Origin of the sequence: Starkeya sp. ORNL1, assembly GCF_012971745.1 — a bacterium.
In the GTDB taxonomy this organism is placed as follows: domain Bacteria; phylum Pseudomonadota; class Alphaproteobacteria; order Rhizobiales; family Xanthobacteraceae; genus Ancylobacter.
The window spans coordinates 3,781,093-3,807,647 of the sequence record NZ_CP048834.1 but is presented as its reverse complement, the minus strand read 5'-3'; the positions used below and the strand labels follow the sequence as shown (position 1 = coordinate 3,807,647).

The 26,555-nt window shown below is 67.9% G+C and carries 22 protein-coding genes; 18 read left to right on the top strand and 4 right to left on the bottom strand.

All coding sequences use genetic code 11. From position 1 onward, the window contains the following. Positions 1-73: 73 nt before the first annotated feature. Positions 74-853 (bottom strand): tRNA pseudouridine(38-40) synthase TruA, encoded by a 780-nt coding sequence (gene truA, locus G3545_RS18070; RefSeq protein WP_170014655.1) that lies wholly within the window; start codon positions 851-853, stop codon positions 74-76. A 249-nt stretch (positions 854-1,102) separates the two neighbouring features. Here truA and G3545_RS18065 point away from each other — a divergent pair, with 249 nt between their 5' ends. Together G3545_RS18065 and polA are read left to right on the top strand one after the other, a co-directional pair. Continuing rightward, a complete protein-coding gene (locus G3545_RS18065; protein ID WP_246702468.1) occupies positions 1,103-2,179 on the top strand; it encodes an acyltransferase family protein in 1,077 nt (358 codons plus the stop codon). A 116-nt stretch (positions 2,180-2,295) separates the two neighbouring features. Beyond that, positions 2,296-5,235: a DNA polymerase I gene (gene polA / locus G3545_RS18060; RefSeq protein ID WP_170014654.1), complete on the top strand. Its 2,940-nt coding sequence runs from the start codon at positions 2,296-2,298 to the stop codon at positions 5,233-5,235. A gap of 130 nt (positions 5,236-5,365) precedes the next feature. On the opposite strand, the gene G3545_RS18055 is transcribed toward polA, so the two are convergent. Further along, positions 5,366-5,782, bottom strand: coding sequence for an Ohr family peroxiredoxin (locus G3545_RS18055; RefSeq protein ID WP_170014653.1), 417 nt, complete (start codon positions 5,780-5,782; stop codon positions 5,366-5,368). 227 nt (positions 5,783-6,009) lie between these two features. Here G3545_RS18055 and G3545_RS18050 point away from each other — a divergent pair, with 227 nt between their 5' ends. The 8 genes from G3545_RS18050 to G3545_RS18015 all read left to right on the top strand — a co-directional run bounded on the left by G3545_RS18050 (position 6,010) and on the right by G3545_RS18015 (position 16,449). Continuing rightward, on the top strand, positions 6,010-6,906 hold the full coding sequence (locus tag G3545_RS18050; RefSeq protein ID WP_170014652.1) for a TIGR01459 family HAD-type hydrolase: 897 nt from the start codon (positions 6,010-6,012) through the stop codon (positions 6,904-6,906). Between the two features lie 59 nt (positions 6,907-6,965). Continuing rightward, on the top strand, positions 6,966-7,919 hold the full coding sequence (locus tag G3545_RS18045; RefSeq protein WP_170014651.1) for a bifunctional riboflavin kinase/FAD synthetase: 954 nt from the start codon (positions 6,966-6,968) through the stop codon (positions 7,917-7,919). Positions 7,920-8,146: 227 nt separating this feature from the next. Continuing rightward, the gene (gene ileS / locus G3545_RS18040; RefSeq protein ID WP_170014650.1) at positions 8,147-11,221 is read left to right on the top strand and encodes an isoleucine--tRNA ligase; all 3,075 of its coding nucleotides are present in this window, start codon (positions 8,147-8,149) and stop codon (positions 11,219-11,221) included. Positions 11,222-11,228: 7 nt separating this feature from the next. After that, positions 11,229-11,732, top strand: coding sequence for a signal peptidase II (lspA, locus tag G3545_RS18035; RefSeq protein WP_246702467.1), 504 nt, complete (start codon positions 11,229-11,231; stop codon positions 11,730-11,732). A 31-nt stretch (positions 11,733-11,763) separates the two neighbouring features. Then, positions 11,764-12,462: a hypothetical protein gene (locus G3545_RS18030; protein WP_170014649.1), complete on the top strand. Its 699-nt coding sequence runs from the start codon at positions 11,764-11,766 to the stop codon at positions 12,460-12,462. Between the two features lie 199 nt (positions 12,463-12,661). Next, the gene (locus G3545_RS18025) at positions 12,662-14,047 is read left to right on the top strand and encodes a pitrilysin family protein (protein WP_170014648.1); all 1,386 of its coding nucleotides are present in this window, start codon (positions 12,662-12,664) and stop codon (positions 14,045-14,047) included. Further along, positions 14,044-15,417 carry a pitrilysin family protein gene (locus G3545_RS18020; RefSeq protein ID WP_246702466.1) on the top strand — a complete coding sequence of 458 codons (1,374 nt, stop codon included), beginning with the start codon at positions 14,044-14,046 and terminating at the stop codon, positions 15,415-15,417. Before G3545_RS18025 ends, G3545_RS18020 begins: the two co-directional genes overlap by 4 nt. A 156-nt stretch (positions 15,418-15,573) precedes the next feature. Beyond that, a complete protein-coding gene (locus tag G3545_RS18015) occupies positions 15,574-16,449 on the top strand; it encodes a hypothetical protein (RefSeq protein WP_170014647.1) in 876 nt (291 codons plus the stop codon). Between the two features lie 7 nt (positions 16,450-16,456). Here the strand turns inward: G3545_RS18015 and G3545_RS18010 are convergent, their stop codons facing one another. Then, entirely contained in the window at positions 16,457-17,860 is a 1,404-nt protein-coding gene (locus tag G3545_RS18010; protein ID WP_170014646.1) for a DUF3422 domain-containing protein, read from the bottom strand. 224 nt (positions 17,861-18,084) lie between these two features. On the opposite strand from G3545_RS18010, the gene G3545_RS18005 reads away from it, so the two are divergent. Next, a complete protein-coding gene (locus G3545_RS18005; protein WP_206151272.1) occupies positions 18,085-18,873 on the top strand; it encodes a hypothetical protein in 789 nt (262 codons plus the stop codon). Positions 18,874-18,941: 68 nt separating this feature from the next. Here the strand turns inward: G3545_RS18005 and G3545_RS18000 are convergent, their stop codons facing one another. Next, positions 18,942-19,352 carry a hypothetical protein gene (locus tag G3545_RS18000; RefSeq protein ID WP_170014645.1) on the bottom strand — a complete coding sequence of 137 codons (411 nt, stop codon included), beginning with the start codon at positions 19,350-19,352 and terminating at the stop codon, positions 18,942-18,944. 218 nt (positions 19,353-19,570) lie between these two features. Between G3545_RS18000 and G3545_RS17995 the strand changes: the two genes are divergently transcribed. The 7 genes from G3545_RS17995 (at position 19,571) to G3545_RS17965 (ending at position 26,555) form a co-directional block, all read left to right on the top strand. Next, positions 19,571-19,939 carry a hypothetical protein gene (locus tag G3545_RS17995; RefSeq protein ID WP_170014644.1) on the top strand — a complete coding sequence of 123 codons (369 nt, stop codon included), beginning with the start codon at positions 19,571-19,573 and terminating at the stop codon, positions 19,937-19,939. A 246-nt stretch (positions 19,940-20,185) separates the two neighbouring features. After that, the gene (locus tag G3545_RS17990) at positions 20,186-20,686 is read left to right on the top strand and encodes a sigma-70 family RNA polymerase sigma factor (RefSeq protein ID WP_246702911.1); all 501 of its coding nucleotides are present in this window, start codon (positions 20,186-20,188) and stop codon (positions 20,684-20,686) included. Beyond that, positions 20,683-21,357, top strand: a complete 675-nt coding sequence (locus G3545_RS17985; protein WP_170014642.1) for a zf-HC2 domain-containing protein — start codon at positions 20,683-20,685, stop codon at positions 21,355-21,357. The genes G3545_RS17990 and G3545_RS17985 overlap by 4 nt, the downstream gene beginning before the upstream one ends. A gap of 12 nt (positions 21,358-21,369) precedes the next feature. Further along, a complete protein-coding gene (locus G3545_RS17980) occupies positions 21,370-22,977 on the top strand; it encodes a S8 family serine peptidase (RefSeq protein WP_170014641.1) in 1,608 nt (535 codons plus the stop codon). Between the two features lie 77 nt (positions 22,978-23,054). Continuing rightward, positions 23,055-24,551: an FAD-linked oxidase C-terminal domain-containing protein gene (locus tag G3545_RS17975; protein WP_170014640.1), complete on the top strand. Its 1,497-nt coding sequence runs from the start codon at positions 23,055-23,057 to the stop codon at positions 24,549-24,551. A gap of 22 nt (positions 24,552-24,573) precedes the next feature. Continuing rightward, entirely contained in the window at positions 24,574-25,143 is a 570-nt protein-coding gene (locus G3545_RS17970; RefSeq protein WP_246702465.1) for a hypothetical protein, read from the top strand. Then, positions 25,140-26,555 (top strand): 8-oxoguanine deaminase, encoded by a 1,416-nt coding sequence (locus G3545_RS17965; RefSeq protein ID WP_170014638.1) that lies wholly within the window; start codon positions 25,140-25,142, stop codon positions 26,553-26,555. The genes G3545_RS17970 and G3545_RS17965 overlap by 4 nt, the downstream gene beginning before the upstream one ends.

Here is a 26,555-nt window from a genome sequence, read left to right as displayed (position 1 = left end):
CCTCGAAGGATGCTCGCCTCCGATGACCGCTACCCTGCTTCAACATCCTTCGAGGCTCGCTGACGCGAGCACCTCAGGATGAGGGCGTGTTGGGATTCTCGGGATACGTGACCTCCGCTAGGTAAAGCCCCGCTGCCGGCGCCATCGGGCCGCAGCGGGTGCGGTCCCTCGCTTCCAGGGCAGCCGACACATCGTCCGGCGTCCAGCCGCCCTCGCCGACCTTCACCAGCGTGCCGACCATCGAGCGCACCTGATGATGCAGGAAAGAGCGCGCTTCGGCATGGATGCGCACCTCGTCCCCGAAGCTGTCGTGACTGAGACGCTCGACATCGAGCCGGTCCAGCGTCTTCTCCGGCGAGGCGGCCTGGCATTCGGCGGCTCGAAAGGTGGTGAAGTCGTGCCGGCCGACGAGGCGCTGCGCCGCTTCGTGCATGGCCTCCGCATCGAGTGGGCGCGGCACCTTCCAGGCGTGGTCGCGATCCAGCGCGAGGTCGGCGCGCCGGCTGATCACCCGGTAGAAATAGCGCCGGCCGGTAGCGGAGAAGCGGGCATGGAAATCGTCGGCCGCCGCTTCCGCAGCCAGTATCGCCACCGGATGCGGGCGCAAATGCGCGTTGAGCGCGTCGCGCACCGTGTCGGGGCGCCATTCCTTCGCAAGCTCGATATGGGCGACTTGCCCGGTGGCGTGCACCCCGGCATCAGTGCGCCCGGCACCCTGCACATGCACGCGCTCCCCTGAGAAGCGCTCCACCGCATCCGCCAGCAGCCCTTGCACGGACAAGCCCGCGGCCTGGAACTGCCAGCCGACGAAGGGCGTGCCGTCATATTCGATGGTGAGCTTGTAGCGGGGCATGGTGGCTCTGTAGCGTCATCGCGGCGGGGCGTCACTCTGCTTGAGCATCCTTCGAGGCCCGGCCGCGCCGGGCACCTCAGGATGAGGTCGTGTTTACAAGAACAACCTCATCCTGAGGCGCGAGCGCCAGCGAGCCTCGAAGGATGCTGAAACAGCGGCCGATTGCCTATCTCGCGCACGATTCCTTAACCCTGCCGCCCCGGCCGCCTTGCGCGCAGCACCATTCCGCGCCAGAAACAGCGATATTAGATGAAAATTCGAACTATCGCGGGCCACCCCATGCCGCAGACCCAGCACCAGGCTTCGCGCGTCGACTGGGTCGACATGGCCAAGGGCTTCTGCATCGTCTTCGTGGTGATGATGCACTCCACCCTCGGCGTGCAGGAGGCGGCCGGGCAGACCGGCTTCATGGATTATGTGGTGGCCTTCGCGCGGCCATTCCGCATGCCGGACTTCTTCCTGATCTCGGGCCTGTTCCTCGCTCGCGTCATCGATCGCGACTGGCGCACCTATCTCGACCGCAAGGTGGTGCATTTCGCGTATTTCTACGTGATCTGGTTCAGCATCCAGTTCATCTTCAAGGCGCCGGGCATGGCAGCCGAGCACGGCGCGGGCGCGTTGCCCGGCCTCTATCTGCTCGGCTTCATCGAGCCGTTCGGCACGCTGTGGTTCATCTATCTGCTGCCGATCTTCTTCGTGGTCACCAAGGCGACGCGGGCGCTGCCCCCAGTGCTGATCTGGCTTGTGGCCGCCGCGCTGGAGATCGCGACCGTCGAGACCGGCTGGACCGTGATCGACGAGTTCTGCGAGCGCTTCGTGTTCTTCTATACCGGCTACCTCTTCGCCCGTTACGCCTTCGCGCTGGCGTCCGGGGCGCAGCGCGTGCCGCTGCTCGGCCTCGCCGGGCTGCTGGCCTGGGGCCTGGTCAATGGCTTCCTGGTGTTCGCCGGCTATGCGCAGCTGCCCGTCGTCTCGCTGCTGCTAGGCCTCGTCGGCGCCGGCGCGGTCATCACGCTGAGCGCGCTGATGGCCAAGGTCGGCGCCAATGGCGGCGTCTTCAGCTGGCTGGAATATGCCGGGCGCAATTCCATCGTGATCTATCTCGCCTTCTTCCTGCCGATGGCGGTCACTCGCGCCGTGCTGCTGAAGACCGGCCTGATCGAGGATATCGGCGTCGTTTCGCTCATCGTCACCGCGGTCGGCGTGGTGACGCCACTGATCTTCCACGCTTTGGTGCGCAGCACGGCGCTGCGCTTCCTGTTCGTGCGTCCCGAGCGCTTCAAGATCGAACGCCGGCCAAATGCCGCGCTCGCCCCGGCGGAGTAGCGGCGCCTTGTTCCCTCCCCCGCAAGCGGGAGAGGGAGTAGAGACGTGCGGGAGAACTGCGCTTGCCCCCGGCTACCGGCTTCGGGCATCGTGCGCGCCCGAACCGGATGCCCGCAATGCCCGAGCACGACCCCCTCGAAGCCGGCGACCATGTCGTCCTGATTGACGGCTCCGCCTATATCTTCCGCGCCTATCACGCGCTGCCGCCGCTGACCCGCACCTCGGACAAGTTGCCGATCGGCGCGGTCGCCGGCTTCTGCAACATGCTGTGGAAGCTGGTGCGGGCGCAGGGCTTCACGCCGGCACCGACCCACCTCGCCGTGGTGTTCGACAAGTCCGAGCAGACCTTTCGCAAGGATATCTACCCGCTCTATAAGGCGCAGCGCCCCGACCTGCCGGAAGACCTCATCCCGCAATTCCCGCTGATCCGCGAGGCGACGCGGGCGTTCGACCTCGCCTGCGTCGAGCAGGACGGTTACGAGGCCGACGACCTGATGGCGACCTATGCCGAGCAGGCCAAGGCCAAGGGCGCGCTCGTCACCATCATCTCCTCCGACAAGGACCTGATGCAGCTCGTCGATGAGCGGGTGCGCATGTACGATCCGATGAAGGACAAGCCGATCGGCACCGCCGAGGTGTTCGAGAAGTTCGGCGTGGCACCCGACAAGGTGATCGACGTGCAATCGCTGGCCGGCGACAGCGTCGACAATGTGCCGGGCGTGCCGGGCATCGGCGTCAAGACCGCGGCGCAGCTGCTCGCCGAATATGGCGACCTCGATACGCTGCTCGCCCGTGCCGAGGAGATCAAGCAGCCCAAGCGTCGGGAAAGTCTCGTCAATTTTGCCGACCAGGCGCGGCTGTCGCGCGAACTGGTGACGCTGAAGCGCGACGTCGCGCTGGACGTCCCACTCGCCGACATCGCGGTGGTGGACCCCGAGGCCAGGCGCCTCGTCGCCTTCCTGAAGGCGATGGAGTTCACCACCCTGACGCGCCGTGTCGGCGAGGCCTATGGCATCGAGATCGGCGAGATCGAGGCGGATCCGAAGCTGAAGGCGGGGGCTTCGCCCGACGGCGTCATCCTCGGGCTTGTCCCGGAGCCGCACGAATCGGGAGCGCTGCCGACCGTGGATGGCGCTGCGGCCGAGGAGCCCAGCCTCACCCCGCAATCCCTCGCCACCGCGCGGGTGCTCGAAGCCACCAACACCCCGGTCGACCGCTCGAAATACGAGACCGTCACCACGCTCGCCCGCCTCAACGAGTGGATTGCCCGCGCCTTTGATCTCGGCCATGTCGCGCTCGACACCGAGACCACCGGCCTCGACGCCATGGCGGTCGACCTGGTGGGCGTCTCGCTGGCCACGGCGCCGAACGAGGCCTGCTACATCCCGCTTGCTCATCGGGGCGGCGGCGACGGCCTGTTTGCCGAAGGGTTGCTGCCGGACCAGATCCCGATCCGCGACGCGCTGGCGGCGCTGAAGCCGCTGCTGGAAGACCCTTCCGTACTGAAGATCGGCCAGAACCTCAAATATGACTGGCTGATCCTGATGCGCCACGGCATCGATGTCGCGCCCTATGACGACACCATGCTGCTGTCCTATGTGCTCGATGCGGGGGCCTCGCCGCACGGCATGGACCCGCTCTCCGAGCGCTGGCTGAAGCACACCCCGATCAAGTACGAGGAGGTCTGCGGCAAGGGCAAGGGCCAGATCTGCTTCGACCAGGCCGCCATCGACAAGGCCACCGCCTATGCCGCCGAGGATGCCGACGTCACGCTGCGGCTGTGGCTGGTGCTGAAGGCACGCCTCGTCGCCGAGGGCAAGGTGAGCGTCTATGAGACGCTGGAGCGCCCGCTGGTCGCCGTGCTCGGCAATATGGAGCGCCGCGGCGTCTCCATCGACCGCCAGATGCTCTCGCGGCTCTCGGGCGAGTTCGCGCAGGGCATGGCGCGGCTCGAGGCCGAGATCAGCGATATGGCCGGCGAGACCTTCAATCCCGGCTCGCCCAAGCAGCTCGGCGATATCCTGTTCGGCAAGATGCAGCTTCCCGGCGGGCGCAAGACCCCGACCGGTGCCTGGTCGACCGGCGCCGACGTGCTGGACGAATTGGCGGAGCAGGGCCATGCGCTGCCGCGCCGCATCCTCGACTGGCGCCAGCTGCAGAAGCTGAAATCGACCTACACGGATGCTTTGCCGACTTATGTGAACAAGGAGACCGGCCGCGTCCACACCAGCTTCGCACTGGCGGCGACCACCACCGGCCGGCTGTCCTCGTCCGAGCCGAACCTCCAGAACATCCCGGTGCGCACCGAGGAAGGCCGCAAGATCCGCCGCGCCTTCATCGCCCAGCCCGGCTACCGGCTGGTCTCGGCCGACTATTCGCAGATCGAATTGCGGCTGCTGGCCGAGATCGCCGATACGCCCTCGCTGCGCCAGGCGTTCCAGGATGGGCTCGACATCCACGCCATGACGGCGTCGGAAATGTTCGGCGTGCCGATCGAGGGCATGCCCGGCGAGGTGCGCCGGCGGGCGAAAGCCATCAATTTCGGCATCATCTACGGCATCTCGGCCTTCGGCCTCGCCAATCAGCTCTCGATCCCGCGCGAAGAAGCCGGCGCCTATATCAAGCGTTATTTCGAGCGCTTCCCCGGCATCCGCGGCTATATGGACGAGACCCGCGCCTTCGCCCGCGCCCATGGTTATGTCGAGACACTGTTCGGCCGGCGCTGCCACTATCCCGATATCAACGCCAAGAACCCTTCGATCCGCGCCTTCAATGAGCGCGCCTCGATCAATGCGCGGCTTCAGGGCACCGCGGCCGACATCATCCGCCGCGCCATGGCGCGCATGGATGCGGCGCTGTCAAAGGCGAAGCTCAATGCCCGCATGCTGCTGCAGGTGCATGACGAACTGATCTTCGAGGTGCCGGAAAGCGAGATCGAGGCGACGCTCCCGGTGATCACCGCCACCATGGAGCAGGCGCCGATGCCGGCGGTCGCGCTGCGCGTACCCTTGAAGGTGGACGCGCGGGCGGCGGATAATTGGGAAGAGGCGCATTAATGAACGCCCCGGAAGACCGTCATGGCCGGCCTTGTGCCGGCCATCTCGATTCCCGATGCTCTGTCAGTAATCGAGATCCTCGGCACGAGGCCGAGGATGACGTCGTTCCAGCCTGAGCGGGCGTTAAGCCTCACTCCGCGACGAGTTCCACCGGGATGTTGCCGCGGGTCGCCTTGGAATAGGGGCACATCTGGTGCGCCGCCTCGAGCACTTCCTCGGTCTGCTCCTTACTCAGCTTCGGCGCCTTGAGCGAGAGCTTCACGCTGAGCCCGAAGCCGCCATCCACCTTGCCGAGCGAGGCGGCGACCGTCACGGCGGAATCCGTCACGTCGAGGCCCTTCTGCTTGCCGACGGCTTCCACTGCCGAACCGAAGCAGGCGGCATAGCCGGTGGCGAACAGGTGCTCCGGGGTAGTTTTGCCCGGCTCCAGTACGCCGTTCTTGGGGAAGCCGAGATTGACCGAGACCGAGCCGTCGCTGGTCTGCGAGTGGCCATTGCGGCCGCCGATTGCAGTGGCGGTGCCGGTGAAAAGCGTTTCGAAGGACATGGACGTCTCCTGATGATGCGCATCGGTGCGCGGTTACTCTGGCAGCCGAGCCTAAAGATGGTGCGACGGCGGCGATGGGCAATGCATGCCCGCCTCAGCAAAGAGTCGAGTTTCAGGAGGGTACGCTACGGTGAGGTAATCGGCGCCGGTGCTGCCTGCGCACGTCGCCGCCCTCTTATGCGCACGCGCCTCTTGTGCATCGCAGCGGACCGTGGCACTTCGCCTCCATGTCCGCGAACCCTGCTCCGAACATGCCGCCGCTGCCGCCGATCGTGCGCTCCTTCGCCGCGCTCGCGCCGCGCTACGATCTCGTGCTGTGCGACATCTGGGGCGTGCTGCACAATGGCATGAAGGGCTCGGCCGCTGCCGCCGATGCGCTGGTGCGCGCCCGCACGGCCGGCACCACCGTCGTGCTGGTGTCCAATGCGCCGCGGCCGAAGGACGGCGTTGCCAGGATCCTCGACGGCTTCGACATCCCCCGGAACGCCTATGACGACATCGTCACCTCGGGCGATGTCACCACCTCCCTGCTGCGCGGCCGCCGCGGGGTGAAGCTGCATCATCTCGGCCCTGACCGCGACCTCGGCATCTATGAAGGGCTTGGCGTCGTATTGACCGGGCTCGACGAGGCCGAGCTGATCGTCTGCACCGGCCTGTTCGACGACACCACCGAGACGCCCGACAGCTACAGGACGACGCTGGCCGCCGCGAAGGCGCGGGACCTGCCCTTCATCTGCGCCAATCCCGATATTGTGGTGGAGCGTGGCGGCGATCTCATCTGGTGCGCCGGCGCCATTGCCGAAGCCTATGCCGAGCGTGGCGGCAAGGTGGTGTATTGCGGTAAGCCGCATCCGCCGGTCTATGAGGCCGCCTTCGAGGTCGCCCGCGGTTTGCGCGGCACGGGCATCGACAAATCCCGCATCCTCGCCATTGGCGACGCGCTGCGCACCGACCTCGCCGGGGCGCTGGGCGCCGGTATCGACTGCCTGTTCGTCGCCGCCGGCATCCATGCCGGCGAACTCGGCCTCGCCCATGGCGACGAGGTGAATCCCGCCGCGCTGGCCAGCCTGTTCGAGGACGGCCCGGGCCTGCCGGTCGCGGTGACCACTCGTCTGGCCTGGTGAGCGCTTGACCCGCGCCGCGTGGCGCGCGAGGTTTCCCGCCCCTTCAGCGTCCCCGACCCATGAATAGTCGCCCACTCCGCACCGCTCCATTCACCGTCCTCGCCGGCGACACCCCGGTACCGGACGAATTGCGTGGCGCCGTGGTCGCCATCGGCAATTTCGACGGCGTGCATCGCGGCCATCGCGCGGTGATCAGCACCGCCATCGAGCAGGCCCACTCGCTCGGTTGCCCGGCGCTCGCCCTGACCTTCGAACCGCACCCGCGCGCCTTCTTCCGGCCGGAGGAGCCGCTGTTCCGCCTGACGCCGCAGCCGATGAAGCTCAAGCGGCTCGAGGAGACCGGGCTCGACGGCGCCGTGGTGCTGGCGTTCGATGCGGCGCTGGCCGCCAAGGACGCCGAGGCGTTCGTGCGCGACATCCTGGTCGAGCGGCTGGGCGTGCGCATGATCGTCGCCGGCTTCGATTTCCATTTCGGCAAGGCGCGCGGCGGCTCGCCGATCTTCCTGCGCGAGGCCGGCAAGCGGCATGGCTTTGCGGTTGAGATCGTGCCGCCCTTGCTTGATGAGGGCGCGCAGATCTCGTCCTCGGCCATTCGCGCCGCGCTGGCGCAGGGCCGCGTCGAGCAGGCCGCGGACATGCTGGGTGCGCCGTTCGCGGTCGAGGCCGAGGTGGTGCATGGCGACAAGCGCGGCCGTGACCTCGGCTATCCCACCGCGAACATGGTGCTCGATCCCTCGATCGCGCTCGCCCACGGCATCTATGCGGTCACCGCCGAGTTCGATGGCGTGGTGCATCCGGCGGTCGCCAGCTTCGGCCGCCGCCCGACCTTCGATGGCGGCGCCCCGAAGCTGGAAGTGTTCGTGTTCGACTATTCCGGCGACCTTTATGGCAAGACGCTGCGCGTCGCCTTCCGCGCCTATCTTCGCCCCGAATTGAAGTTTGACGGCCTCGATGCGCTGATCGCGCAGATGGACAAGGACAGCGCCCAGGCGCGGGCGATTTTGGGGGCGTGAGCAGGGCGTTCTGCGTGAGCATCCTTCGAGGCCCGGCTGACGCCGGGCGCCCCGCAGTTGGCCGTTGGCCAACTGCTAGGGATGACGTCGCTTTTGTAACCACGTCATCCTGAGGTGCGAGCGAAGCGAGCCTCGAAGGATGCCTAAGCGTGCCCTCTCGCAAAAACCCTGCCCTTGCACCCCTCTTCCGCTGCGCTTAAACCTCGCGGCAAGTGAAGGAGCGCGCAATGACGAGCCGAAACAGCGACGGTGGAACTCTGGACGAAGCGGGCACCCCGCCCGTCGTGCATGATTATTCCCCGACCCTGTTCCTGCCGCAGACCGATTTCCCGATGCGCGCCGGCCTGCCGCAGCGCGAGCCGGAGCTATTGGCGCGCTGGGCGCGGATCGATCTTTACCAGCAGCAGCGCAAGGCCGGCGCCGGCCGCGCCCGCTTCGTGCTGCACGACGGCCCGCCCTACGCCAATGGCAACATCCATATCGGCCATGCGCTCAACAAGATCCTGAAGGACGTCGTGGTGCGCTCGCAAGGCGCGCTCGGCCATGATTCCAACTACGTCCCCGGCTGGGACTGCCACGGCCTGCCGATCGAATGGAAGATCGAGGAGCAGTACCGCGCCAAGGGCCGCAACAAGGACGAGGTGCCGGTCGTCGAGTTTCGCCAGGAATGCCGGGTCTTCGCCCAGCATTGGCTCGACGTGCAGCGCGAGGAGTTCAAGCGGCTCGGCGTCGAGGGCGACTGGGCGCATCCTTACGCGACGATGAGCTTCGACGCCGAGGCGCAGATCGCCCGCGAGATCATGAAGTTCGCCGCCAACGGCCTGCTCTATCGCGGCTCCAAGCCGGTGATGTGGTCGGTGGTGGAGCGCACCGCGCTGGCCGAGGCCGAGGTCGAGTATCACGACCACACCTCGACCACGATCTTCGTGAAGTTCCCGGTCACCGGCTATCGCGAGTGCAATTCGACCCATGGCGGCGATCCCGCCGGCCTCCAGGCGCCGGAAGCCGCCGACGACATCCATCTGTTCCCGTCCTATGAGGGCGCTTCGATCGTCATCTGGACGACCACGCCCTGGACCATCCCCGGCAACCGGGCCATCGCCTTCTCGCCGAACGTCACCTATGGCGTCTATGAGGTGACCGAGGCGCCGCACGACAATTGGGCCAAGGTCGGCGAGCATTTCATCCTCGCCGACAAGCTGGCGGCCGACGTGTTCAAGGCCGCACGCGTCGCCGCCTTCGAGCGCCGCGCCGATGTCGATCCGACGCATCTCGTCTGTGCGCATCCGTTGCGCGGCGTCGACGGTGCCAACGGCTATTTCGATTTCCCGGTACCGGTGGTGGCGGGCGACTTCGTCACCGACGACACCGGCACCGGCTTCGTCCACATGGCGCCGGGCCACGGTGCCGACGACTTCAACCTCTATATGTCCGCGCGTCTCGGCGAGGTGCCGCACACCGTCGGCCCGGACGGGCGCTATTACGACCATGTCGCGCTGTTTGCCGGTCACCGGGTGATGGACGACAAGGGCAAGGACGGTGACGCCAACGACGTCGTCATCAAGGCCCTGGTCGCCGCCGACAAGATCATCGCCCGAGGCCGGCTGAAGCATCAGTACCCGCACTCATGGCGTTCCAAGGCGCCGATCGTGTTCCGCAACACGCCGCAATGGTTCATCGCGATGGACAAGGACATCGCGGCGACCGATGGCTCGACCACGCCCGGCGACACGCTGCGCGCGCGGGCACTCGGCGGCATTGCCGGCGTCGACTGGGTGCCGGAGACCGGGCGCAACCGCATCAATGGCATGATCGAGAACCGCCCGGACTGGGTGGTCTCGCGCCAGCGCGCCTGGGGCGTGCCGATCGCCGTGTTCGTCAAGGACAAGGGCGACGGCACGGTCGAGATCCTGCGCGACGACAAGGTGAACCAGCGCATTGCCGATGCCTTTGCCACCGAGGGCGCCGACGCCTGGTACAAGGACGGCGCTGCCCAGCGCTTCCTCGGCAATGACTATTCGGCGGAGGAGTGGAAGAAGGTCGACGACATCCTCGATGTCTGGTTCGATTCCGGCTCCACCCACGCCTTCACGCTGGAGGTCCGCGAGGATCTCAAGGTCGAGCGCGCCTTCGCTGGCGGGCCGGACCGGGTGATGTATCTGGAAGGCTCGGACCAGCATCGCGGCTGGTTCCATTCCTCGCTGCTGGAAAGTTGCGGCACCCGCGGCCGCCCGCCTTACGACGTGGTGCTGACCCACGGCTTCGTGCTCGACGAGGACGGGCGCAAGATGTCGAAGTCGCTCGGCAACGTGGTGGCGCCGCAGGAAGTCATCAAGAATTCCGGCGCCGACATTCTCCGCCTGTGGGTCTGCGCCTCCGACTATGCCGATGACCTTCGCATCGGCCCGGAAATCCTCAAGACCACGGTCGAGACCTATCGCAAGCTGCGCAACACGCTGCGCTGGCTGCTCGGCTCGCTGCACCATTATCGCGACAGCGAGCGCATCGCCTATGCGCAGATGCCGGCGCTGGAGCGCATGGTGCTGCACCGGGTGCACGAGCTCGACCGGCAGGTGCGCGAGGCCTATGCCACCTTCGATTTCAAGCGGGTGAACGCGGCGCTGACCGCCTTCATGACGGCCGAGCTCTCCGCCTTCTATTTCGACGTCCGCAAGGACGCGCTGTATTGCGATCCGATCTCCTCGCAGACGCGCCGCGCCTGCCTCACCGTGCTCGACGAGGTGTTCCGCCGCCTCGTGATCTGGCTGGCGCCGATCCTGCCCTTCACCGCAGAAGAGACCTGGCTCGCCCGCTACCCCTCGGAAGACGGTTCGGTGCACCTCGAGACCTTCCCCGACACGCCGGCGAAATGGCGCGACGAGGCGCTGGCCGACGAGTGGCGCAAGATCCGCAATGTGCGCCGCGTCGTGCTCGGCGCGCTGGAGGTCGAGCGCGCCGCCAAGCGCATCGGATCCAGCCTGGAGGCTGCCCCGGTCATCCATGTCTCGGACCCGGCCTTGTTCGCAGCGGTGAGCGCGGTCGATCTCGCCGAGGTCTGCATCACCTCCGACGCGCATCTGATGCCGGACGAGGGGCCTGCGGACGCTTTCCGGCTCGACGAGGTGCCCGGCGTCGCCGTGGTGCCGGCGCGGGCGGAAGGGCGCAAATGCGCCCGTTCCTGGAAGATCTCGCCGCTGGTCGGCACTGATCCGGACTATCCGGACGTGACGCCGCGCGACGCGCAGGCACTGCGCGAGCTTGCCGCGGCGAAGTTCGTCGGCAAGCGCGGCGCGGCGGAGTAGAGCGCGCGTGAAGCTGATCGGACCGCTGACCGGCTTCGGCACCAGCATCGCGACGAGCGTGCTGGTGATCGACCAGTGCACCAAGCTCTTCGTGCTGCATACGGTCGATTTCGGCGCGGATGGGCTGGTGCGCGTCACCCCGTTCATGGACCTGGTGCAGACCTGGAACACCGGGGTCAGCTACGGCCTGTTCCCGCAAGGCGTCGATGGCTGGTGGATCCTCGGCGGGCTGAAGCTTATCGCCGCCATCGCCTTCTTCATCTGGCTGGCACAGGTCTGGCGTCCGATCGAGGCAATGGCGCTCGGCCTCCTGATCGGCGGCGCGCTCGGCAACGCCATCGATCGCGCGCTCTATGGCGCGGTGTTCGACTTCGTGTCGCTGCACGCCTTCGGCTACCGCTGGTATGTGTTCAATGTGGCGGATATCGCCATCGTTGTCGGTGTGGTGCTGCTTCTGTATGATTCCATGTTGGGCCGCGCCGTAAAATCGCCGCCCTCGAGTGAAAGCTGATGCGCACGTTCGGCAGGAGAACTGTGACGTGATGATGAGACATGCCCTGAGCCGCCGCTTCGCGCGGCCGCATCGCCTGGCGCTTTTCACCGCTGCCCTCCTTGTCGCCGGCGGAGCCGCCCTCCCGGCACAGGCGCAGCAAACGGACGACGGTGACAACAAGAGCCTCACCGAGAGCCTGCTCACCGGCTTCGGCCTGGTCGCCCCGACCCCGCCGGATATCGATTATCGCGAGCGCGCGCCGCTCGTGGTGCCACAGAACGCCGACGTGCTGCCGCCGCCGATGGACGATTCGCTCGCCGCCAATCCGGCCTGGCCGAAGGACGCCGAGGAAGTCGCCCGCCAGAAGCAGGCAGCGGCCGACGCCAAGGTGACCAAGCAGCATTCCCGCTATGACGGCATCGACCCGAGGCCCCTGAAGCCCGGCGAGGTCGCGGGCGGCAAGAGCAGCGGGCGCGTCGCTTCACAGCAAGGCAGCGGTTTTGGACTGAAGGACAGCGACCAGCACATCTCGCCCAGCCAGATGGAATTCAAGGGCTGGGGCAATATCTTCAACGCCGGCGGCGAAAAGCCCCTCGTCTTCAACGGCGAACCGGACCGCGAGTCGCTGACACAGCCGCCCCCGGGCTACCAGACCCCGGCACCCAATGCGGTCTATGGCACGGTCGAGAAGAAGAACGAGGGGTGGAAGCTGCCGAGCTGGTTCGACCGCACGACTCCGAAGAACTGAGCCGAAGAACTGAACGGATCGAACCCCTGATCGGCGGGCGTTTGCCCTCTCGCCTGCCCTCTGCGCCCGTTGCCCGGCTCACATGACGGTGATGCCGGCACGCGGTGCCATCGCGCAATGGCGGCATCGTGGCTACATTGCCGACCAACGCCGCCGCCCTTTCCCCGCTGCGACTGGAAATCTGGTGACTGGAAAATTTATGCCCGCCCTCATGCTGATCGCCGCCGCCGGTGCCGCCACGCTTGCCCCGCCGCGCCCCGCGCAGGCCGCCGACGCCTCCGAATTCACGCTGGCGAACGGGCTGCAGGTGGTGGTGGTGCCGGATCACCGCACGCCGGTGGTGACCCACATGGTCTGGTATCGCGTCGGCTCGGCGGATGAGCAGCCCGGCAAGTCCGGCATTGCCCATTTCCTCGAGCATCTGATGTTCAAGGGCACCGACAAGCATCCGGCCGGGGAGTTCTCGCAGGTCGTCGCCAAGCTCGGCGGCCAGGAGAACGCCTTCACCTCGCAGGACTACACCGCCTATTTCCAGCGCGTCGCCAAGGAGCATCTCGCGACCGTGATGGGCTTCGAGGCCGACCGCATGACCGGCCTCGTGCTCACCGACGACGTCGTGCTGCCCGAGCGCGACGTGGTGCTGGAGGAGCGCCGCATGCGCACCGACAATGATCCGGGCTCGCAGCTCTCGGAGGCCGCGCAGGCGGCGATGTACACCAACCACCCCTACGGCCACCCGATCATCGGCTGGGAAGACGAGATAAAGGGCCTCAATCGCGGCGACGCGCTGGCCTTCTATCGCCGCTTCTACACGCCGAACAACGCCATCCTCGTGGTGGCCGGCGACGTCACCGAAGGTGAGGTGCGCAAGCTGGCGGAAGAGACCTATGGCAAGGTGCAGCGCACCGCCGAGCCCGGCCCGCGGGTGCGGCCGACCGAGCCGGAGCCGCGTGCACAGCGCCGGGTGACGCTGACCGACGCCCGCGTCGCGCAGCCGAGCCTGTCGCGCACCTATCTCGTTCCTCCCTACCGCACCAACAAGAAGGACAGCGCCGCGCTCGACGTGCTGGCTCAGATCCTCGGCGGTGGCTCGACCGGCCGGCTCTATCGCGGCCTGGTGGTCGACAAGGGCCTCGCCGCGGGCGCCAGCGCCTGGTATCAGAGCACGGCGCTTGACGATACCCGCTTCGGGTTCTCGGCCAGCCCGCGTCCCGGCGTCAGCCTCGATACGCTGGAGCAGGGGCTCGACACGGTGATCGCCACCATCGCTGCCGATGGCGTCGACGCCGCCGAGCTGGAGCGCGCCAAGACCCGCCTGGTCGCCGAATCGGTCTATGCGCAGGACAATCAGGCGACGCTGGCCCGCATCTATGGCGCCGCGCTCACCACCGGCACCACCGTCCAGGACGTGAAGAACTGGCCGGACGAGGTGAAGGCGGTCACCGCCGACGAGGTGCGCGACGTGGCGCGCCGCTATCTGCTGCCGGCCCGTGCCGTCACCGGCTATCTCGCCAAGCCGGCCGCGGACGCGGCGAGCGATCCGGCTATGCCGGCTGCCGCGGTGGCGCCGGAGAAGCGCTCGTGAGCGGCGCCGCTGCCGGCTTGCCGCATGCCATTCGCTACCTTGCCCTCTTTTTTGCACTGCCGATCCTCATGACCATTGCACTCCTTAACGTCCCGCCCGCCCAGTCCGAGACGACGCGCATCCAGCGCGTGGTCAGTCCGGGCGGCATCGAGGCCTGGCTGGTGCATGACACCACGCTGCCGCTGGTGGCGATCGAGATCGCGTTTGTCGGCGGCTCGGCGCAGGATCCCGCCGACGCGCCCGGCGTCGCCAGCCTGATGTCCTCGCTGCTCGACGAGGGCGCCGGCGAGTTCGATTCGCATGCCTTCCAGGACAAGCTGGCCGAAAAAGCCATCGAGCTGCGTTTCGACGCCTCGCGCGACACCCTGAACGGCTCGCTGCGCACGCTGTCGGAGAACCTCGATCCGGCTCTTGAACTGCTGCGCCTTTCCGTGACCTCGCCGCGCTTCGACGACGAGGCGGTGGAGCGCATCCGCCAGTCACAGCTTGCCGTGCTGCGCCGCCGCTCGACCGATCCGTCGAGCCTTGCCAGCCTCGGCTGGTCGGCGCGCGCGTTCCCGAACCACCCATACGGGCGCCCGGTCGACGGCACGCTGGCCAGCATTCCCGCCATCACCCGGGCCGATCTCGCGGCGTTCGCCAAGCGGGTGATCGCGAAGGACAACCTCAAGATCGCGGTGGTCGGCGACATCACGCCGGAGCAGCTTGGCGCTGCGCTCGACCGCACCTTTGGCGCGCTGCCGGCCAAGGCGCAGCTGACCCCGGTGCCGGAAGTGGTGCCGCAGGGGCTCGGCTCCATCGTGGTGAAGGAACTGAACGTGCCGCAGGCCTCCATCGTGTTCGGCGGCATCGGCCTCAAGCGCAACGACCCGGACTTCATCCCGGCATTCGTGCTGAACCACATGCTCGGCGGCAGCGCCTTCTCCTCGCGCCTGTTCCGCGAAGTGCGCGAGAAGCGTGGCCTGGCCTATTCGGTTTATAGCCAGCTGGCGCCGCTGGACCATGCCGGGCTGCTGCTCGGGGGCACCGCGACCAAGAATGACCGCGCCGCCGAATCGATCGAGCTGATCCGCGCCGAATATCTGAAGCTCCTGACCGACGGGCCGAGTGAGGAAGAGCTGGCGGACGCCAAGAGCTACCTGATCGGCAGCTTCGCGCTGCGCTTCGACAGTTCCGCCAAGGTCGCGTCGCAGCTGCTGCAGATCCAGCTTGACGATCTCGGCATTGATTATATCGACGTGCGCAACAAGCTGGTGGCGGCGGTGACGCTGGCCGACATCAAGCGTGTCGCCGGCCGCTTCGCCAAGGACCCCGCGCTGCTGTTCAGCGTGGTAGGGCGTCCGGCCGGTATCAGCCCGACGGCCAACTGATTGTTGGCAACCGGCGCGGTGCTGGTGCGCGGCGGGCCGCCATACTCCCGCCCGCGTCGCCGGGCTGTTATAAGGACTTTCGAAGCAACGGGGAAAGGTCCGCCCCTAGGGAGCGCCGGCTCGGTCGGTGGCGGGAGCGGAACGGGGAGTTTGCGTATGACGAACGCCAAACGCGCGTCCGCGCGGCGCAGGGCTGCGGCCACTGGCATCACCATGATTGGCCTGCTGCTTGCCGGCTGCGGCGGCGGGATCGGTGGCGGCAGCGATGTCGGACCGCTCGGCGGCGGCAATGCCGACGGCCAGGGCAATTTCGGCTCCACGATGCAGACCACCACGGTGGCGGCGTCGGCCCCGCAGGACGACAGCTCCCTTAATTGCCCGAAGGTCGAGGTGCGCGGCGGCGCCGCCGCCTGGCAGATCACCGACAAGACCGACGGCGCCCTGCGCTACCAGGCGACGCTCGGCCGCTTCTCCCGCGAATGCCGCTTCACCAGTCCCGAGATGACGATGCGCATCGGCATACAGGGCCGGGTGCTGATGGGCCCGAAGGGCGCCGCGGGCCTCGTCAATGTGCCGATCCGCCTTGCCGTGGTCGAGGAAGGTCCGGCGCCGAAGCCGGTCTGGACGAGGCTCTACATGGTGCCGGTGACGATCGGCGCCGAGGTGATGCAGGTCGACTTCTCCATGGTGGCCGAGGAGCCGAGCTTCCCGAAGCCGGATGCGGCGACGCTGGAACGCTATGTCGTCTATGTCGGCTTCGATTCGCAGGCCGCCGAAGTTGCGGAGAAGCCGAAGCCCAGGCAGGCCAAGCCGAAGCCGGTCGCCGCCGCGCCCGCGTCCGCACCGGCGGCGCAGGCCGCTCCCGCCGCGGCGCCGCGGCCTTCCCAGTCGGCGAACAATGCGCCGATCTACGGCACGCCGCAGCAGCCGGCGCCGCGTGCGGCCGCGCCTCCGGCTACACACAATACCAGCGGCCAGTGGATCGGCACGCAACCGCCCTCAACCGGCGGCTTCATGACGCCGACGCAGTAAGCCGGGCTCAGTCGTCGGGGTGGCCGCGCCGCACCCGGCGCACGCCGAGCCAGATGAAGAACGCCACCACCGGCACCGCGATCGCGGTAGCGAGGCCGGTGTCGATATGCAGGCCGGCTTCCTCCAGCCGGCTGTGCAGCCCTTCCAGCACGTGGCTGAACAGGCTGACGACGTAATAGGTGATGGCCGCCACCGAGAGCCCTTCGACCGTCTGCTGCAGGCGCAGCTGCATGCGGGCACGGGCATTCATGCTGGTGAGCAGGTCGCGATTCTGCTGCTCCAGCTCGACATCGACCCGGGTGCGCAAGAGGTTGGCCGCGCTGGTCAGCTTCACCGAGAGATTGGCCTGGCGCTGCTCGATGCCCTGGCAGGTGCGCATCGCCGGCTGCATGCGCCGGGCGAGGAATTGCGCGAAGGTCGGGAAACCCGGCACCGGCCGCTCGCCGATGGTCTTCAGCCGTAGATTGACGATCTCCTCATAGGCGCGAGCGGCGCCGAAGCGAAACAGCGAGGCGGCGGCATCGGCCTCCAGTTCGGCCGCGAGTGCGGTGAGGTTCTCCAGCAGCTTGTGATTGGCGGCGAGCCCTTCGGTGTTCTTCATCGTCTCGGTCAGCGCCGAGAGCCGCCCCTCGATCTGCGCCACGGTCGGCGCCAGGCGCTGCGCTTCCGGCAGGCCGAGCAAAGCGAGGGTACGGTAGGTCTCGACCTCCAGCACGCGCTGCACCAGCGCGCCGGCGGCTTCCGGCGTCATGCCGCGATCGCGCACCAATATGCGCACGAAGCCCGCGGCGTCCGGCTGGAAGTCGGTGGCGATCTCCGCCATGCCGTCCTCGACATCGGAGCGCGCCAGGCTCGCCCGGTCGAACAGCCGGTCGAGCGGGAGCGCGTCGGCGGTGTCGGTGACGAGATGCAGGTCGACCGCGACCAATAGCGGCCCCGGCTGCGGCACCTCGGCCAGCGTCGCGGCGAGGCTCGCCGAGGCCGGATGGAACGGCAGCCCGCCTTCGATGATGTCCTCGGCCGGCAGCTCCCAGGTGTAGGTGGTGAATTCGGCGTGGCGCTCCCAGCGCAGCGTTGCGCCGCCGAACGACACGCGGTGCTGCTTGGCTCCCGAGGCCGGCCCAGGCTGGCCGCGCGCCGCGCACAGCGCCTTGAAGGCGGCGCGGTCGGCCAGCGCCTGCTCGCGATCGACGATGAAGGCGACATGGAGGATGCGCGCCGGCGTCGCCACAGGGGCGAAGGGCCGGGCATGCAGTTCGCCCAGCACCGCGGCGCGCAGCGGATGGGCCCGGAGCCCGCCGGCATTGCCGGCGATATAGCCGGTCGGCAGCTCGTCGGCTGCTTCCGCCGCTTCAGTGGCGATCCTGGCGAGCGCGCCGGCGCTCGTCTCGACCTCGGCGAAGGGATTCATCGATACTCTCTGGGGAACCTCGAACGGGGGCAGTCGGTTGCATGCGGGCACGGCGCTTTCAAGTCCCGGAAACCGGGGGCCAGTATCCGCTGGCAAGCCTTACCTTGCGACGCTGTTGCGGAAAAGCATCAAGCCCCGCGGCATCTTGGGAGCAAAGAAAAATCCAGTTGCCAGGACAGGGCGGTGCGAGGGATGAAGACTGTTGTGTTACATGGGGTTTGGACATGATGCGGGCTGCGCGTGGCTGGTTTGTCCTTTTTGTTGCGGCGTGTCTCCTCGGCTTTGCCGGCCCGGCCGCGGCACAGTCCAAATCGCCGCCGCCGCGCGTGTATCTGCTGCGCGGTCTCGCCAATGTCTTCTCGCTCGGCATGGACGACCTTACCGCCAAGCTGAATGCCCGCGGCATCAAGGCGACGGTGCATCCCTATACCGAATGGCAGACGCTGGCCCGCTATGCGGCCGAGCAATCGGCGGCGACCGGAGGCAAGCAGATGGCGCCGGTCATCATCATCGGCCATTCGCTTGGCGCCGACGCCGCGGTCTATATGGCCAATCGCGTCACCGAGCTTGGCGCTCCGGTGCCCCTCGTCGTTACCTTCGATCCGGTGACCCCGACGACCGCCTCCTCGAAGATCGGCAAGGTGGTGAATTATTACCAGGCCGGTGGTTCCGGCAAGCCGGTGTCGGGCGCTCGGGTTTCCAATGTCGACCTGACCAACTCCGGTGCGCTGACGCATCTCAACATCGACAAGTCCGCCAACCTGCATGAGCAGGTGATTGCCATGATCGTGAAGGGGACGCCGCGGCCGGCGGTGGCCCGCAAGCCGAAGCCGAAGCCGGCGTCCGCCCCGGCCGACGCGGCTGCCGCCGCCAGCACGACCACGACCGGCTCCATCGCGGCCCCCGCGCCGGCCACGACGGCCTCGGCTCCTGCGGCGCCGGAAGCTGCGCCGCCCACGCCGGCCGCCGCCACAGCGCCGACCGCAGAAGCCAAGCCTGCGTCACCGATGTGATTCGGGTGTCCTGAGCGTCTGATCGATCGTCATGGCCGGGCTCGTCCCGGCCATTTTCGTTTGCGGACTTATGGCGGCTCCACCGCGACCACGCGGAAGGTGTGCATGTCGCCGTCCTCGTCGCGCAGCGAGACATATTCGCCGGGCGCGAAGGCGTGATCGCCGAACCGGTAGCCGGCCTCGTCATCGTCGACCGCGCCCTGGTCATAGTCGAACACCCAGGTGGCGCCGCGCGCGCCGCCGGCCCGATGCACCAGATAGCCGCGCTCCGGCCGCTCATTGCCCCAGAAGCGGCGTACCGTGCATTCGCCGCGCGCCTCCCGCCATGCCGCAAGGTCGATATGCCCGGCCTCATCGAGCGGCGCGACGAACTCATAGCCGTGTCGCGCGCTCCCGTCCGGGAACGCCTTGGAACGAGCCAGATTGAGGCGGATGCGCCTCAGCATGGCGGTAGCGACGTGGTTGGCGGCGGTTGCCATGGCGGTCTCCTCATCGGGGTCTCTTTCGCACCCTCTAGCAATGAGGTGAGTGCCGCTTTGATCCGGCGCAAGACCGCATGTGCGCAGGGTTTCGCTGGTGGCGGCAAAAAAGTGCAAAAAAATCGCGCCGCCCCATGAACCTTTTCCCCCGACGTCGCGACCAATGAGTGTACGGGGCGCAATGACGCGGTCCCCGGAACCTCCAAGGGAGAACGTCAATGTCCAATATTTCCAAGACCCTGCGCATCGCCATCGCCGCCGTTGCCCTCGGCACCGCCGGCTTCGCCGCGAGCGCTGTCTCCACCGCCGGCAATGCCTCCGCCTGGGAAGGCCCCAAGGATTTCAAGAACAATGGCGGCAAGGGCGGTGGCGGCGGTGCCTGGAAGAACCCGAAGGGTGGCCATCACGGCCATCATGGCGGCCACGGCGGCTGGGGCCCGGGTTTCGGCTATGGCTACGGTGCCGGCCTCGTGCTCGGAGCCACCATGCCGATCATCGTCGATGCTCCCGACTGCTACGTCGTCTACCAGAAGAAGTTCATCCCCGGCGTCGGCAAGGTGAAGCAGAAGGTCACGGTGTGCGACTGAATGTGGCCGGGTCGGCCCATGCTTCACGCCTCACACTCCCGATCGCCGATGTTTTCCGGCAGGGCGAGTATAGCGCTCTCCCTGCCGGCGGGCTCCGCCCCACGGCGGCTTGACCTTGCGGCTCCCGCGCCTGAGGCTTCACGGCGCGGAACAAGGGCGGGCGACGCGGTGGTGGAGGCTGGGTTTCTGGCGGCGGATCAGGATTTCCTCCTGATCGATCGCATCGCCAAGGGCGACAAGCTCGCCATGAAGGCATTGTTCGCGCGCCATGAGGTGCGCGTCTTCCGTTTTGCGCTGCGTTTGGTGCGCCGTGAGGACGTTGCCGAGGACATCGTCGCCGACACCTTCCTCGATGCCTGGCGGCAGGCGCCGTCTTTCGAGCGGCGCTCCTCGGTCTCGACCTGGCTGATGGCCATTGCCCGCTTCAAGGCGCTGTCGGAACTGCGCAAGCGCGGCGAGGCAGCGCTCGACGAGGAAGCGGCGGAGGCCATCGAGGACGAGGCCGACACGCCGGAAGTGATCGCACAGAAGAAGGACAAAAGCGCGGTGCTGCGCACCTGCATCGACCGGCTTTCGCCGGAGCATCGCGAAGTGATCGATCTGGTCTATTATCACGACCGGTCGATCGAGGAGGTGAGCCGCATTGTCGGCGCGCCGGAAAATACGGTGAAGACCCGCATGTTCCATGCCCGGAAAAGGCTTTCGGAACTGGCGCGGCTCGCCGGCATCGACAGGGGTTGGCCATGAACACCGCAGACCGCGACGACCGCGCGCCCGGCGAGATCGAGGCGCTGCTGCCCTGGTACGCCGCCGGCACGCTCGCTCCCGAGGAGACGCGCCGCGTCGAGGCGGCGCTCGATCGCGATCCGGAGCTTGCCTCCCATCTCGCCCGTATCCATGAGGAGCGCGACGCCTCGATCCGCTCCGCCGAGGCACTCGGCCTGCCGTCCTCCCGCTCCGCCGCGAAGTTCTTTGCCGCGCTCGATGCCGAGCCGGCGCGGGCGATGGCGGCGAACCCGGCTGTCGGCATGCTGCACCGGGCCGGCGAATGGCTGGCGGCATTGCGTCCGCAGACTTTGGCGCTTGCCGCCGGCGCCGCCATGCTGGCGCTGGTGGTACAAGGCGGCTTCATCACGGGTGAATTGATGCGCGGCGGCGGGAGCTATTCCACCGCCAGCGGTGGTGATCTCGCGGCCGGCGCCTATGTGCTGGTCGCCTTCCAGCCCGAGGCCCGCGCTGCGCAGATCGGCACGCTGCTGCAGAGCATATCCGGCCATATCGTCGACGGCCCCTATCCGGGCGGCCTGTTCAAGATTCGCATCGGCGCTGCGGACATGCCGGCGGCGGAGCGTAGCGCGATGCTCGCCCGGCTGAAGGATGCTGCCGACGTGGTGCGCCTGGCAACGCCGGCGCAATAGGAGGGCGATGTCATGCGACGCCTGCCCTCTCTCTCGGCCCAGATTGCCGCCTGCGGGCTCCTGGCGGCCCTGTTCGCTTCGCCGGCCGCGGCGCAGCGAACCTATATGCCGTCGGGCCCATCGGACGGTTATGGCGGTTCCTCGACGGGCCGGGTGCCGGATCGCACGCCCGAGCGCTATCCAGAACCGCGCCGCCCGCGCCCGCAGGGCTATCCGGGCGGCGGCTTTCCAGGTCCCGGCATCGGCATCATCGTGGCGCCGCCGATCTATGACGCCCCGCCGCTACGCGTCATCTATGAGGATGCCGAGCCGGCGCCCTCGCGTCCCGCGCGCAAGCCCGATAAGCAAAAACAGAAGCAGAAGCCCGCAGTGGCGAAGAAGCCGCCGCCCGCCAGCCCACCTCCCGCCAAACCCGCGACCACCGCGCGCCCGGCCGCGCCGCCACCGCCGGTCCGGGCCGTGGCCGCGCCCGACTATGTGCCGGACGAGGTGGTGTTCGAGCTGAAGCCGGACATCTCCGAGGCCGAGATCGCCGGCGTGCTGCGCCGCTTCGCGCTGACACCGCTGGCGCGCTACGATCTCGCGCTGCTCGGCACCAGCATCCAGCATGCCCGCATCCCGCGCGGCAGCGCGGTGCCGACGGTGGTGCGCCAGCTCGCCGCCGATCCGCGCGTGGCGAGCGCGCAGCCCAATCTCGTCTTCGACGGCCAGGCCGACGAGGCCGTGGCCCCCGTCGCCGGCCGGCCCGAACTCGCCGGCGCGCAATATGCGCCGGATCGCATGAAGATCCCCGAGGCGCACCGGCTGGCCGAAGGCAGGGATGTGCTGGTGGCAGTGATCGATTCGGCGGTCGATCCGGCCCATCCCGAGCTGGCCGATGCGCTGATCGATCCGGACGCCAAGGTAAAGCCGCACACCCACGGCACCGGCATGGCAGGCGCCATCGCCGCGCATGTGAAACTGGTCGGCATCGCCCCCGAGGCGCGGCTCCTCGCGCTCGACGCGCTGAGATACGACACGACCGGCGCGGCCAAGGGCACCAGCATCGACATCATCACCGCGCTCGACATGGCGGGCAAGCGCGGTGCCCGCGTGGTCAATCTCAGCTTTGCCGGCCCGCGCGACGAATTGATGGCCCGCGCGCTGCGCGCACTCCGGCTGCGCGGTGCGGTGCTGGTCGCCGCGGCCGGCAATGAGGGGCCGAAGGCCAAGCCGCTGTTCCCCGCCGCCCATCCCGACGTCATCGCCGTGACCGCGACCGGACCGGACGACGCGCTCTACGCACAAGCCAATATCGGCGCGCAGATTGCGATTGCCGCGCCGGGGGTCGAGGTGATGGTGCCGGCGCCCGGCGGCGCCTATCAGGTGTTGTCCGGCACCTCGCTGGCGAGCGCCCATGTCTCCGGCGTCGCCGCCTTGATGCTGCAGGGCCATCCGGAGCTGACGCCGGCCCAGGTGCGCGAGGCGCTGGTGCGCACGGCGCGCGATCTCGGCAAGCCGGGACGCGACGATCTCTATGGCGCCGGCCTGATCGACGCCGCGGCGGCGGTGGCCGCGGCAAGCGAGGCGGCCGCCACAACACCTGCCGCTGCGTCGCCCGAAGCGGCCGCCATTCGTTGATGGTCTAAAAATTTTACCATGGAGATGGCGCGCGCTTTTCCCTAGAATGCCTTCAAAGACCACTCGGGGAGGAAGCCATGTCCGGGCTCGCCATGCCGGAGCCGGATGCCGGCGTATTGTCGCGCCGCGCCGAGATCATCACGGCGCTCCGCGCCATCGTGCCGGGCGAAGGCGTGATCGACGCCGAGCTGGAAATGCGGCCTTACGAGTCCGACGGGCTCACCGCCTACAAGCAATTGCCACTTGCCGTGGTGCTGCCCTCCGACACCGCCCAGGTCTCGAAGGTGCTCGCCTATTGCCACGAGCATGGGATCCGCGTGGTACCGCGCGGCGCCGGCACCTCGCTCTCCGGCGGCGCACTGCCGCTGAAGGACGCGATCCTGCTCGGCATGGGCAAGTTCAACCGCATCCTCGACATCGATTTCGACAATCGCACGGTGACCGCCCAGCCCGGCGTCACCAATCTCGGCATCACCACCGCGGTCACTGAAAACGGCTTCTATTATGCGCCCGACCCGTCTTCGCAGATCGCCTGCACCATTGGCGGCAATGTCGCGGAGAATTCCGGGGGCGTGCACTGCCTGAAATACGGCCTCACCACCAATAATGTGATGGGCGTCGAGATGGTGCTGATCACCGGCGAGGTGATCCGCCTCGGCGGCAAGCATCTCGATTCCGGTGGGCTGGACCTGCTCGGCCTCATTGTCGGCTCGGAAGGGCTGCTCGGCGTCGTCACCGAGGTGACGGTACGCATCCTCAAGAAGCCGGAGACCGCGCGGGCGGTGCTGATCGGCTTCCCGTCCTCGGAGTCCGCGGGCGAATGCGTTGCCCGCATCATCGGCGCCGGCATCATTCCCGGCGGCATGGAGATGATGGACAAGCTCGCCATTCAGGCGGCGGAAGCCTTCGTCAAGGTCGGCTATCCGCTCGATGTCGGGGCGCTGCTGATCGTCGAGCTGGATGGGCCGGAAGCCGAGGTGAACCACCTGATCGAGCGCGTCGCCGAGATCGCCAACGGCCTGGGCTGCATGACGCTGCGGGCTTCGACCAGCGAGGAGGAACGCGTCGCCTTCTGGGCCGGGCGCAAGGCGGCGTTCCCGGCGGTTGGCCGCATCTCGCCGGATTATTACTGCATGGACGGCACCATTCCCCGCAAGGCGCTGCCGCGGGTGCTGTGGCGCATGGAGCAGCTCTCCGCACAGTACGGCCTCGCCTGCGCCAATGTCTTCCACGCCGGCGACGGCAATCTGCACCCGCTCATCCTCTATGACGCCAACAAGCCGGGCGAGCTGGAAGCGGCGGAATCCTTCGGCCAGGACATTTTGCGGCTGTGCGTCGAGGTCGGCGGCGTGCTCACCGGCGAGCATGGCGTCGGCGTCGAGAAGCGCGATCTGATGCCGACCATGTTCAATGATGCCGATCTCGCCCATCAGCAGCGGCTGAAATGCGCCTTCGATCCCGGCTCCCTGCTCAATCCCGGCAAGATGTTCCCGGTGCTGCATCGCTGTGCCGAGCTCGGCCGCATGCATGTCAGCCGTGGCCAGGTGCCGTTTCCCGATATTCCGCGGTTCTGATGGGATGTTGTTCAGGCGAGCCATGGCGGAAGGCATCGTCGGCGGGCGGGTCACGCTGGCATTCAGGCGCTGGAAGCGGGCGGCGGTGAAGCCCGGTGCGCGCCTGCGTACGATGGCTGGCGTCGTCGAGATCGTCGATGTCACGCCGATCGCCGAGGCCGCGGTGTCCGAGCACGATGCACCGGCCGCGGGCTTCGCCTCGCGCGCTGCGCTGCTGGCCTCACTCGGCAGCCCCGACGGCACACTGTTCCGCATCGCCCTGCGCTTCGCCGGTGAGGATCCGCGCGCGTCGCTGCGCGAGCAAGCCGGTGACGTCGACGCGGTGGCCGAGCATCTCGCCCGGCTCGACGGCGCGAGTCGGCGCGGGCCGTGGACCCATGCGGCGCTGCGTCTCATCGGCTCACGCCCCGGCACCCGCGCTGCGGAGCTCGCCGCCGGGCTCGGGCGCGAGACGCTCGCCTTCAAGCGCGATGTCCGCAAGCTGAAGGAGCTCGGCCTGACGGAGAGCCTCGATATCGGCTACCGGCTTTCGCCGCGCGGCCACGCGTATCTGACGGAACATGATTTCCATAAGCCGGGGGGCTGCCGATGACCACGCTACTCGTGAAGAACGCCCATGTGCTCGTCACTATGGACGGGGCGCGCCGCGAGATTTCCGGCGGCGGACTGTTCGCTCGCGATGGCCTGATCGAGCAGGTAGGGCCGAGCGAGACCTTGCCGGCAAGCGCCGACCAGGTGATCGACCTCGCCGGCCATGTGGTGCTGCCGGGGCTGGTGAACTGCCATCACCACCTTGACCAAACCCTGACTCGCAACCTGCCGGTGGCGCAGAACATCAATCTGTTCCGCTGGCTGAAGGCGCACTACCGGCTCTGGGCGGCGCGCACGCCGGAGGCCTCGCGCACTTCGACGCTGGTCGGCCTCGCGGAGCTGGCCTTGTCCGGCTGCACCACCGCCTTCGACCATGCCTATGTGTTCCGCAATGGCTGCAAGGTCGACGACCAGATCGCCGCCGCCCGCGAGATCGGCGTGCGCTTCATGGTTTCGCGTGGCTCGATGTCGCTCGGCCAGTCGCGCGGCGGCCTGCCGCCGGACGATTGCGTGGAGAATGAGGATGACATTCTCGCCGACAGCGAGCGGGTGATAGGCGCCTATCACGACGCGAAGCCCGGCTCGATGCTGCAGATCGCGCTGGCGCCCTGCTCGCCCTTCTCGGTCTCCGCCGAACTGATGCGCGAGAGCGCGACGATTGCCCGCCGCCATGGCGTGCGCCTGCACACCCACCTCGCCGAGACCATCGATGAGGAGCGCTACACGCTGGAGCGCTTCGGCAAGCGGCCGGTCGACTATATGGACGAGCTCGGCTGGCTCGGCGACGATGTGTGGTTCGCCCACGCGATCCATATCAACCCGCACGAGATCGGATGTTTCGCCGGCGCAGGAGTCGGCGTCTGCCATTGCCCTTCCTCGAACATGCGCCTCGCCTCCGGTATCGCCCCGGTGAAGGCGTATCGCGCCGCCGGGGTAAAGGTCGGCATCGGCGTCGACGGCTCCGCCAGCAATGATGGCAACCACATGCTCGGCGAGGTCCGCCAGGCCCTGCTGCTGGCGCGGCTGAAGATGAGCCTGCGCCCGCCCGAGGGGCCGGACACCACGCTCTCCACCTCCGATCCGTCACGCGACGGCGAATGGATGACCGCCCGCGAGGCGCTGGAGCTGGCGACTTTGGGCGGCGCCGCGGTGCTGGGGCGCAGCGACATCGGCTCGCTCGAGCCCGGCAAGTGCGCCGACTTCTTCGCCGTCCGGCTCGATCATGTCGGCTATGCCGGCGGCCTTGCCGACCCGGTCGCGGCGACGCTGTTCTGCGCGCCGCAGGCGGCGGCCTGGACCGTGGTCGGCGGCCGTCCGGTGGTGGCCAATGGCGAGATCGTGACCATCGATTTGCCGGCGGTGGTGGCCGAGCACAACAGGCACGCGGCACGCATCGCCGCGCTTGCGGAGTGA

Excerpts from the sequence above, each read along its gene's own strand:
- truA (WP_170014655.1), bottom strand. The coding sequence starts at position 853 with ATGCCCCGCTACAAGCTCACCATCGAATATGACGGCACGCCCTTCGTC.
- G3545_RS18065 (WP_246702468.1), top strand. The coding sequence starts at position 1,103 with ATGAAAATTCGAACTATCGCGGGCCACCCCATGCCGCAGACCCAGCAC.
- polA (WP_170014654.1), top strand. The coding sequence starts at position 2,296 with ATGCCCGAGCACGACCCCCTCGAAGCCGGCGACCATGTCGTCCTGATT.
- G3545_RS18055 (WP_170014653.1), bottom strand. The coding sequence starts at position 5,782 with ATGTCCTTCGAAACGCTTTTCACCGGCACCGCCACTGCAATCGGCGGC.
- G3545_RS18050 (WP_170014652.1), top strand. The coding sequence starts at position 6,010 with ATGTCCGCGAACCCTGCTCCGAACATGCCGCCGCTGCCGCCGATCGTG.
- G3545_RS18045 (WP_170014651.1), top strand. The coding sequence starts at position 6,966 with ATGAATAGTCGCCCACTCCGCACCGCTCCATTCACCGTCCTCGCCGGC.
- ileS (WP_170014650.1), top strand. The coding sequence starts at position 8,147 with ATGACGAGCCGAAACAGCGACGGTGGAACTCTGGACGAAGCGGGCACC.
- G3545_RS18030 (WP_170014649.1), top strand. The coding sequence starts at position 11,764 with ATGATGAGACATGCCCTGAGCCGCCGCTTCGCGCGGCCGCATCGCCTG.
- G3545_RS18025 (WP_170014648.1), top strand. The coding sequence starts at position 12,662 with ATGCCCGCCCTCATGCTGATCGCCGCCGCCGGTGCCGCCACGCTTGCC.
- G3545_RS18015 (WP_170014647.1), top strand. The coding sequence starts at position 15,574 with ATGACGAACGCCAAACGCGCGTCCGCGCGGCGCAGGGCTGCGGCCACT.
- G3545_RS18010 (WP_170014646.1), bottom strand. The coding sequence starts at position 17,860 with ATGAATCCCTTCGCCGAGGTCGAGACGAGCGCCGGCGCGCTCGCCAGG.
- G3545_RS18005 (WP_206151272.1), top strand. The coding sequence starts at position 18,085 with ATGATGCGGGCTGCGCGTGGCTGGTTTGTCCTTTTTGTTGCGGCGTGT.
- G3545_RS18000 (WP_170014645.1), bottom strand. The coding sequence starts at position 19,352 with ATGGCAACCGCCGCCAACCACGTCGCTACCGCCATGCTGAGGCGCATC.
- G3545_RS17995 (WP_170014644.1), top strand. The coding sequence starts at position 19,571 with ATGTCCAATATTTCCAAGACCCTGCGCATCGCCATCGCCGCCGTTGCC.
- G3545_RS17990 (WP_246702911.1), top strand. The coding sequence starts at position 20,186 with ATGAAGGCATTGTTCGCGCGCCATGAGGTGCGCGTCTTCCGTTTTGCG.
- G3545_RS17985 (WP_170014642.1), top strand. The coding sequence starts at position 20,683 with ATGAACACCGCAGACCGCGACGACCGCGCGCCCGGCGAGATCGAGGCG.
- G3545_RS17980 (WP_170014641.1), top strand. The coding sequence starts at position 21,370 with ATGCGACGCCTGCCCTCTCTCTCGGCCCAGATTGCCGCCTGCGGGCTC.
- G3545_RS17975 (WP_170014640.1), top strand. The coding sequence starts at position 23,055 with ATGTCCGGGCTCGCCATGCCGGAGCCGGATGCCGGCGTATTGTCGCGC.
- G3545_RS17970 (WP_246702465.1), top strand. The coding sequence starts at position 24,574 with ATGGCGGAAGGCATCGTCGGCGGGCGGGTCACGCTGGCATTCAGGCGC.
- G3545_RS17965 (WP_170014638.1), top strand. The coding sequence starts at position 25,140 with ATGACCACGCTACTCGTGAAGAACGCCCATGTGCTCGTCACTATGGAC.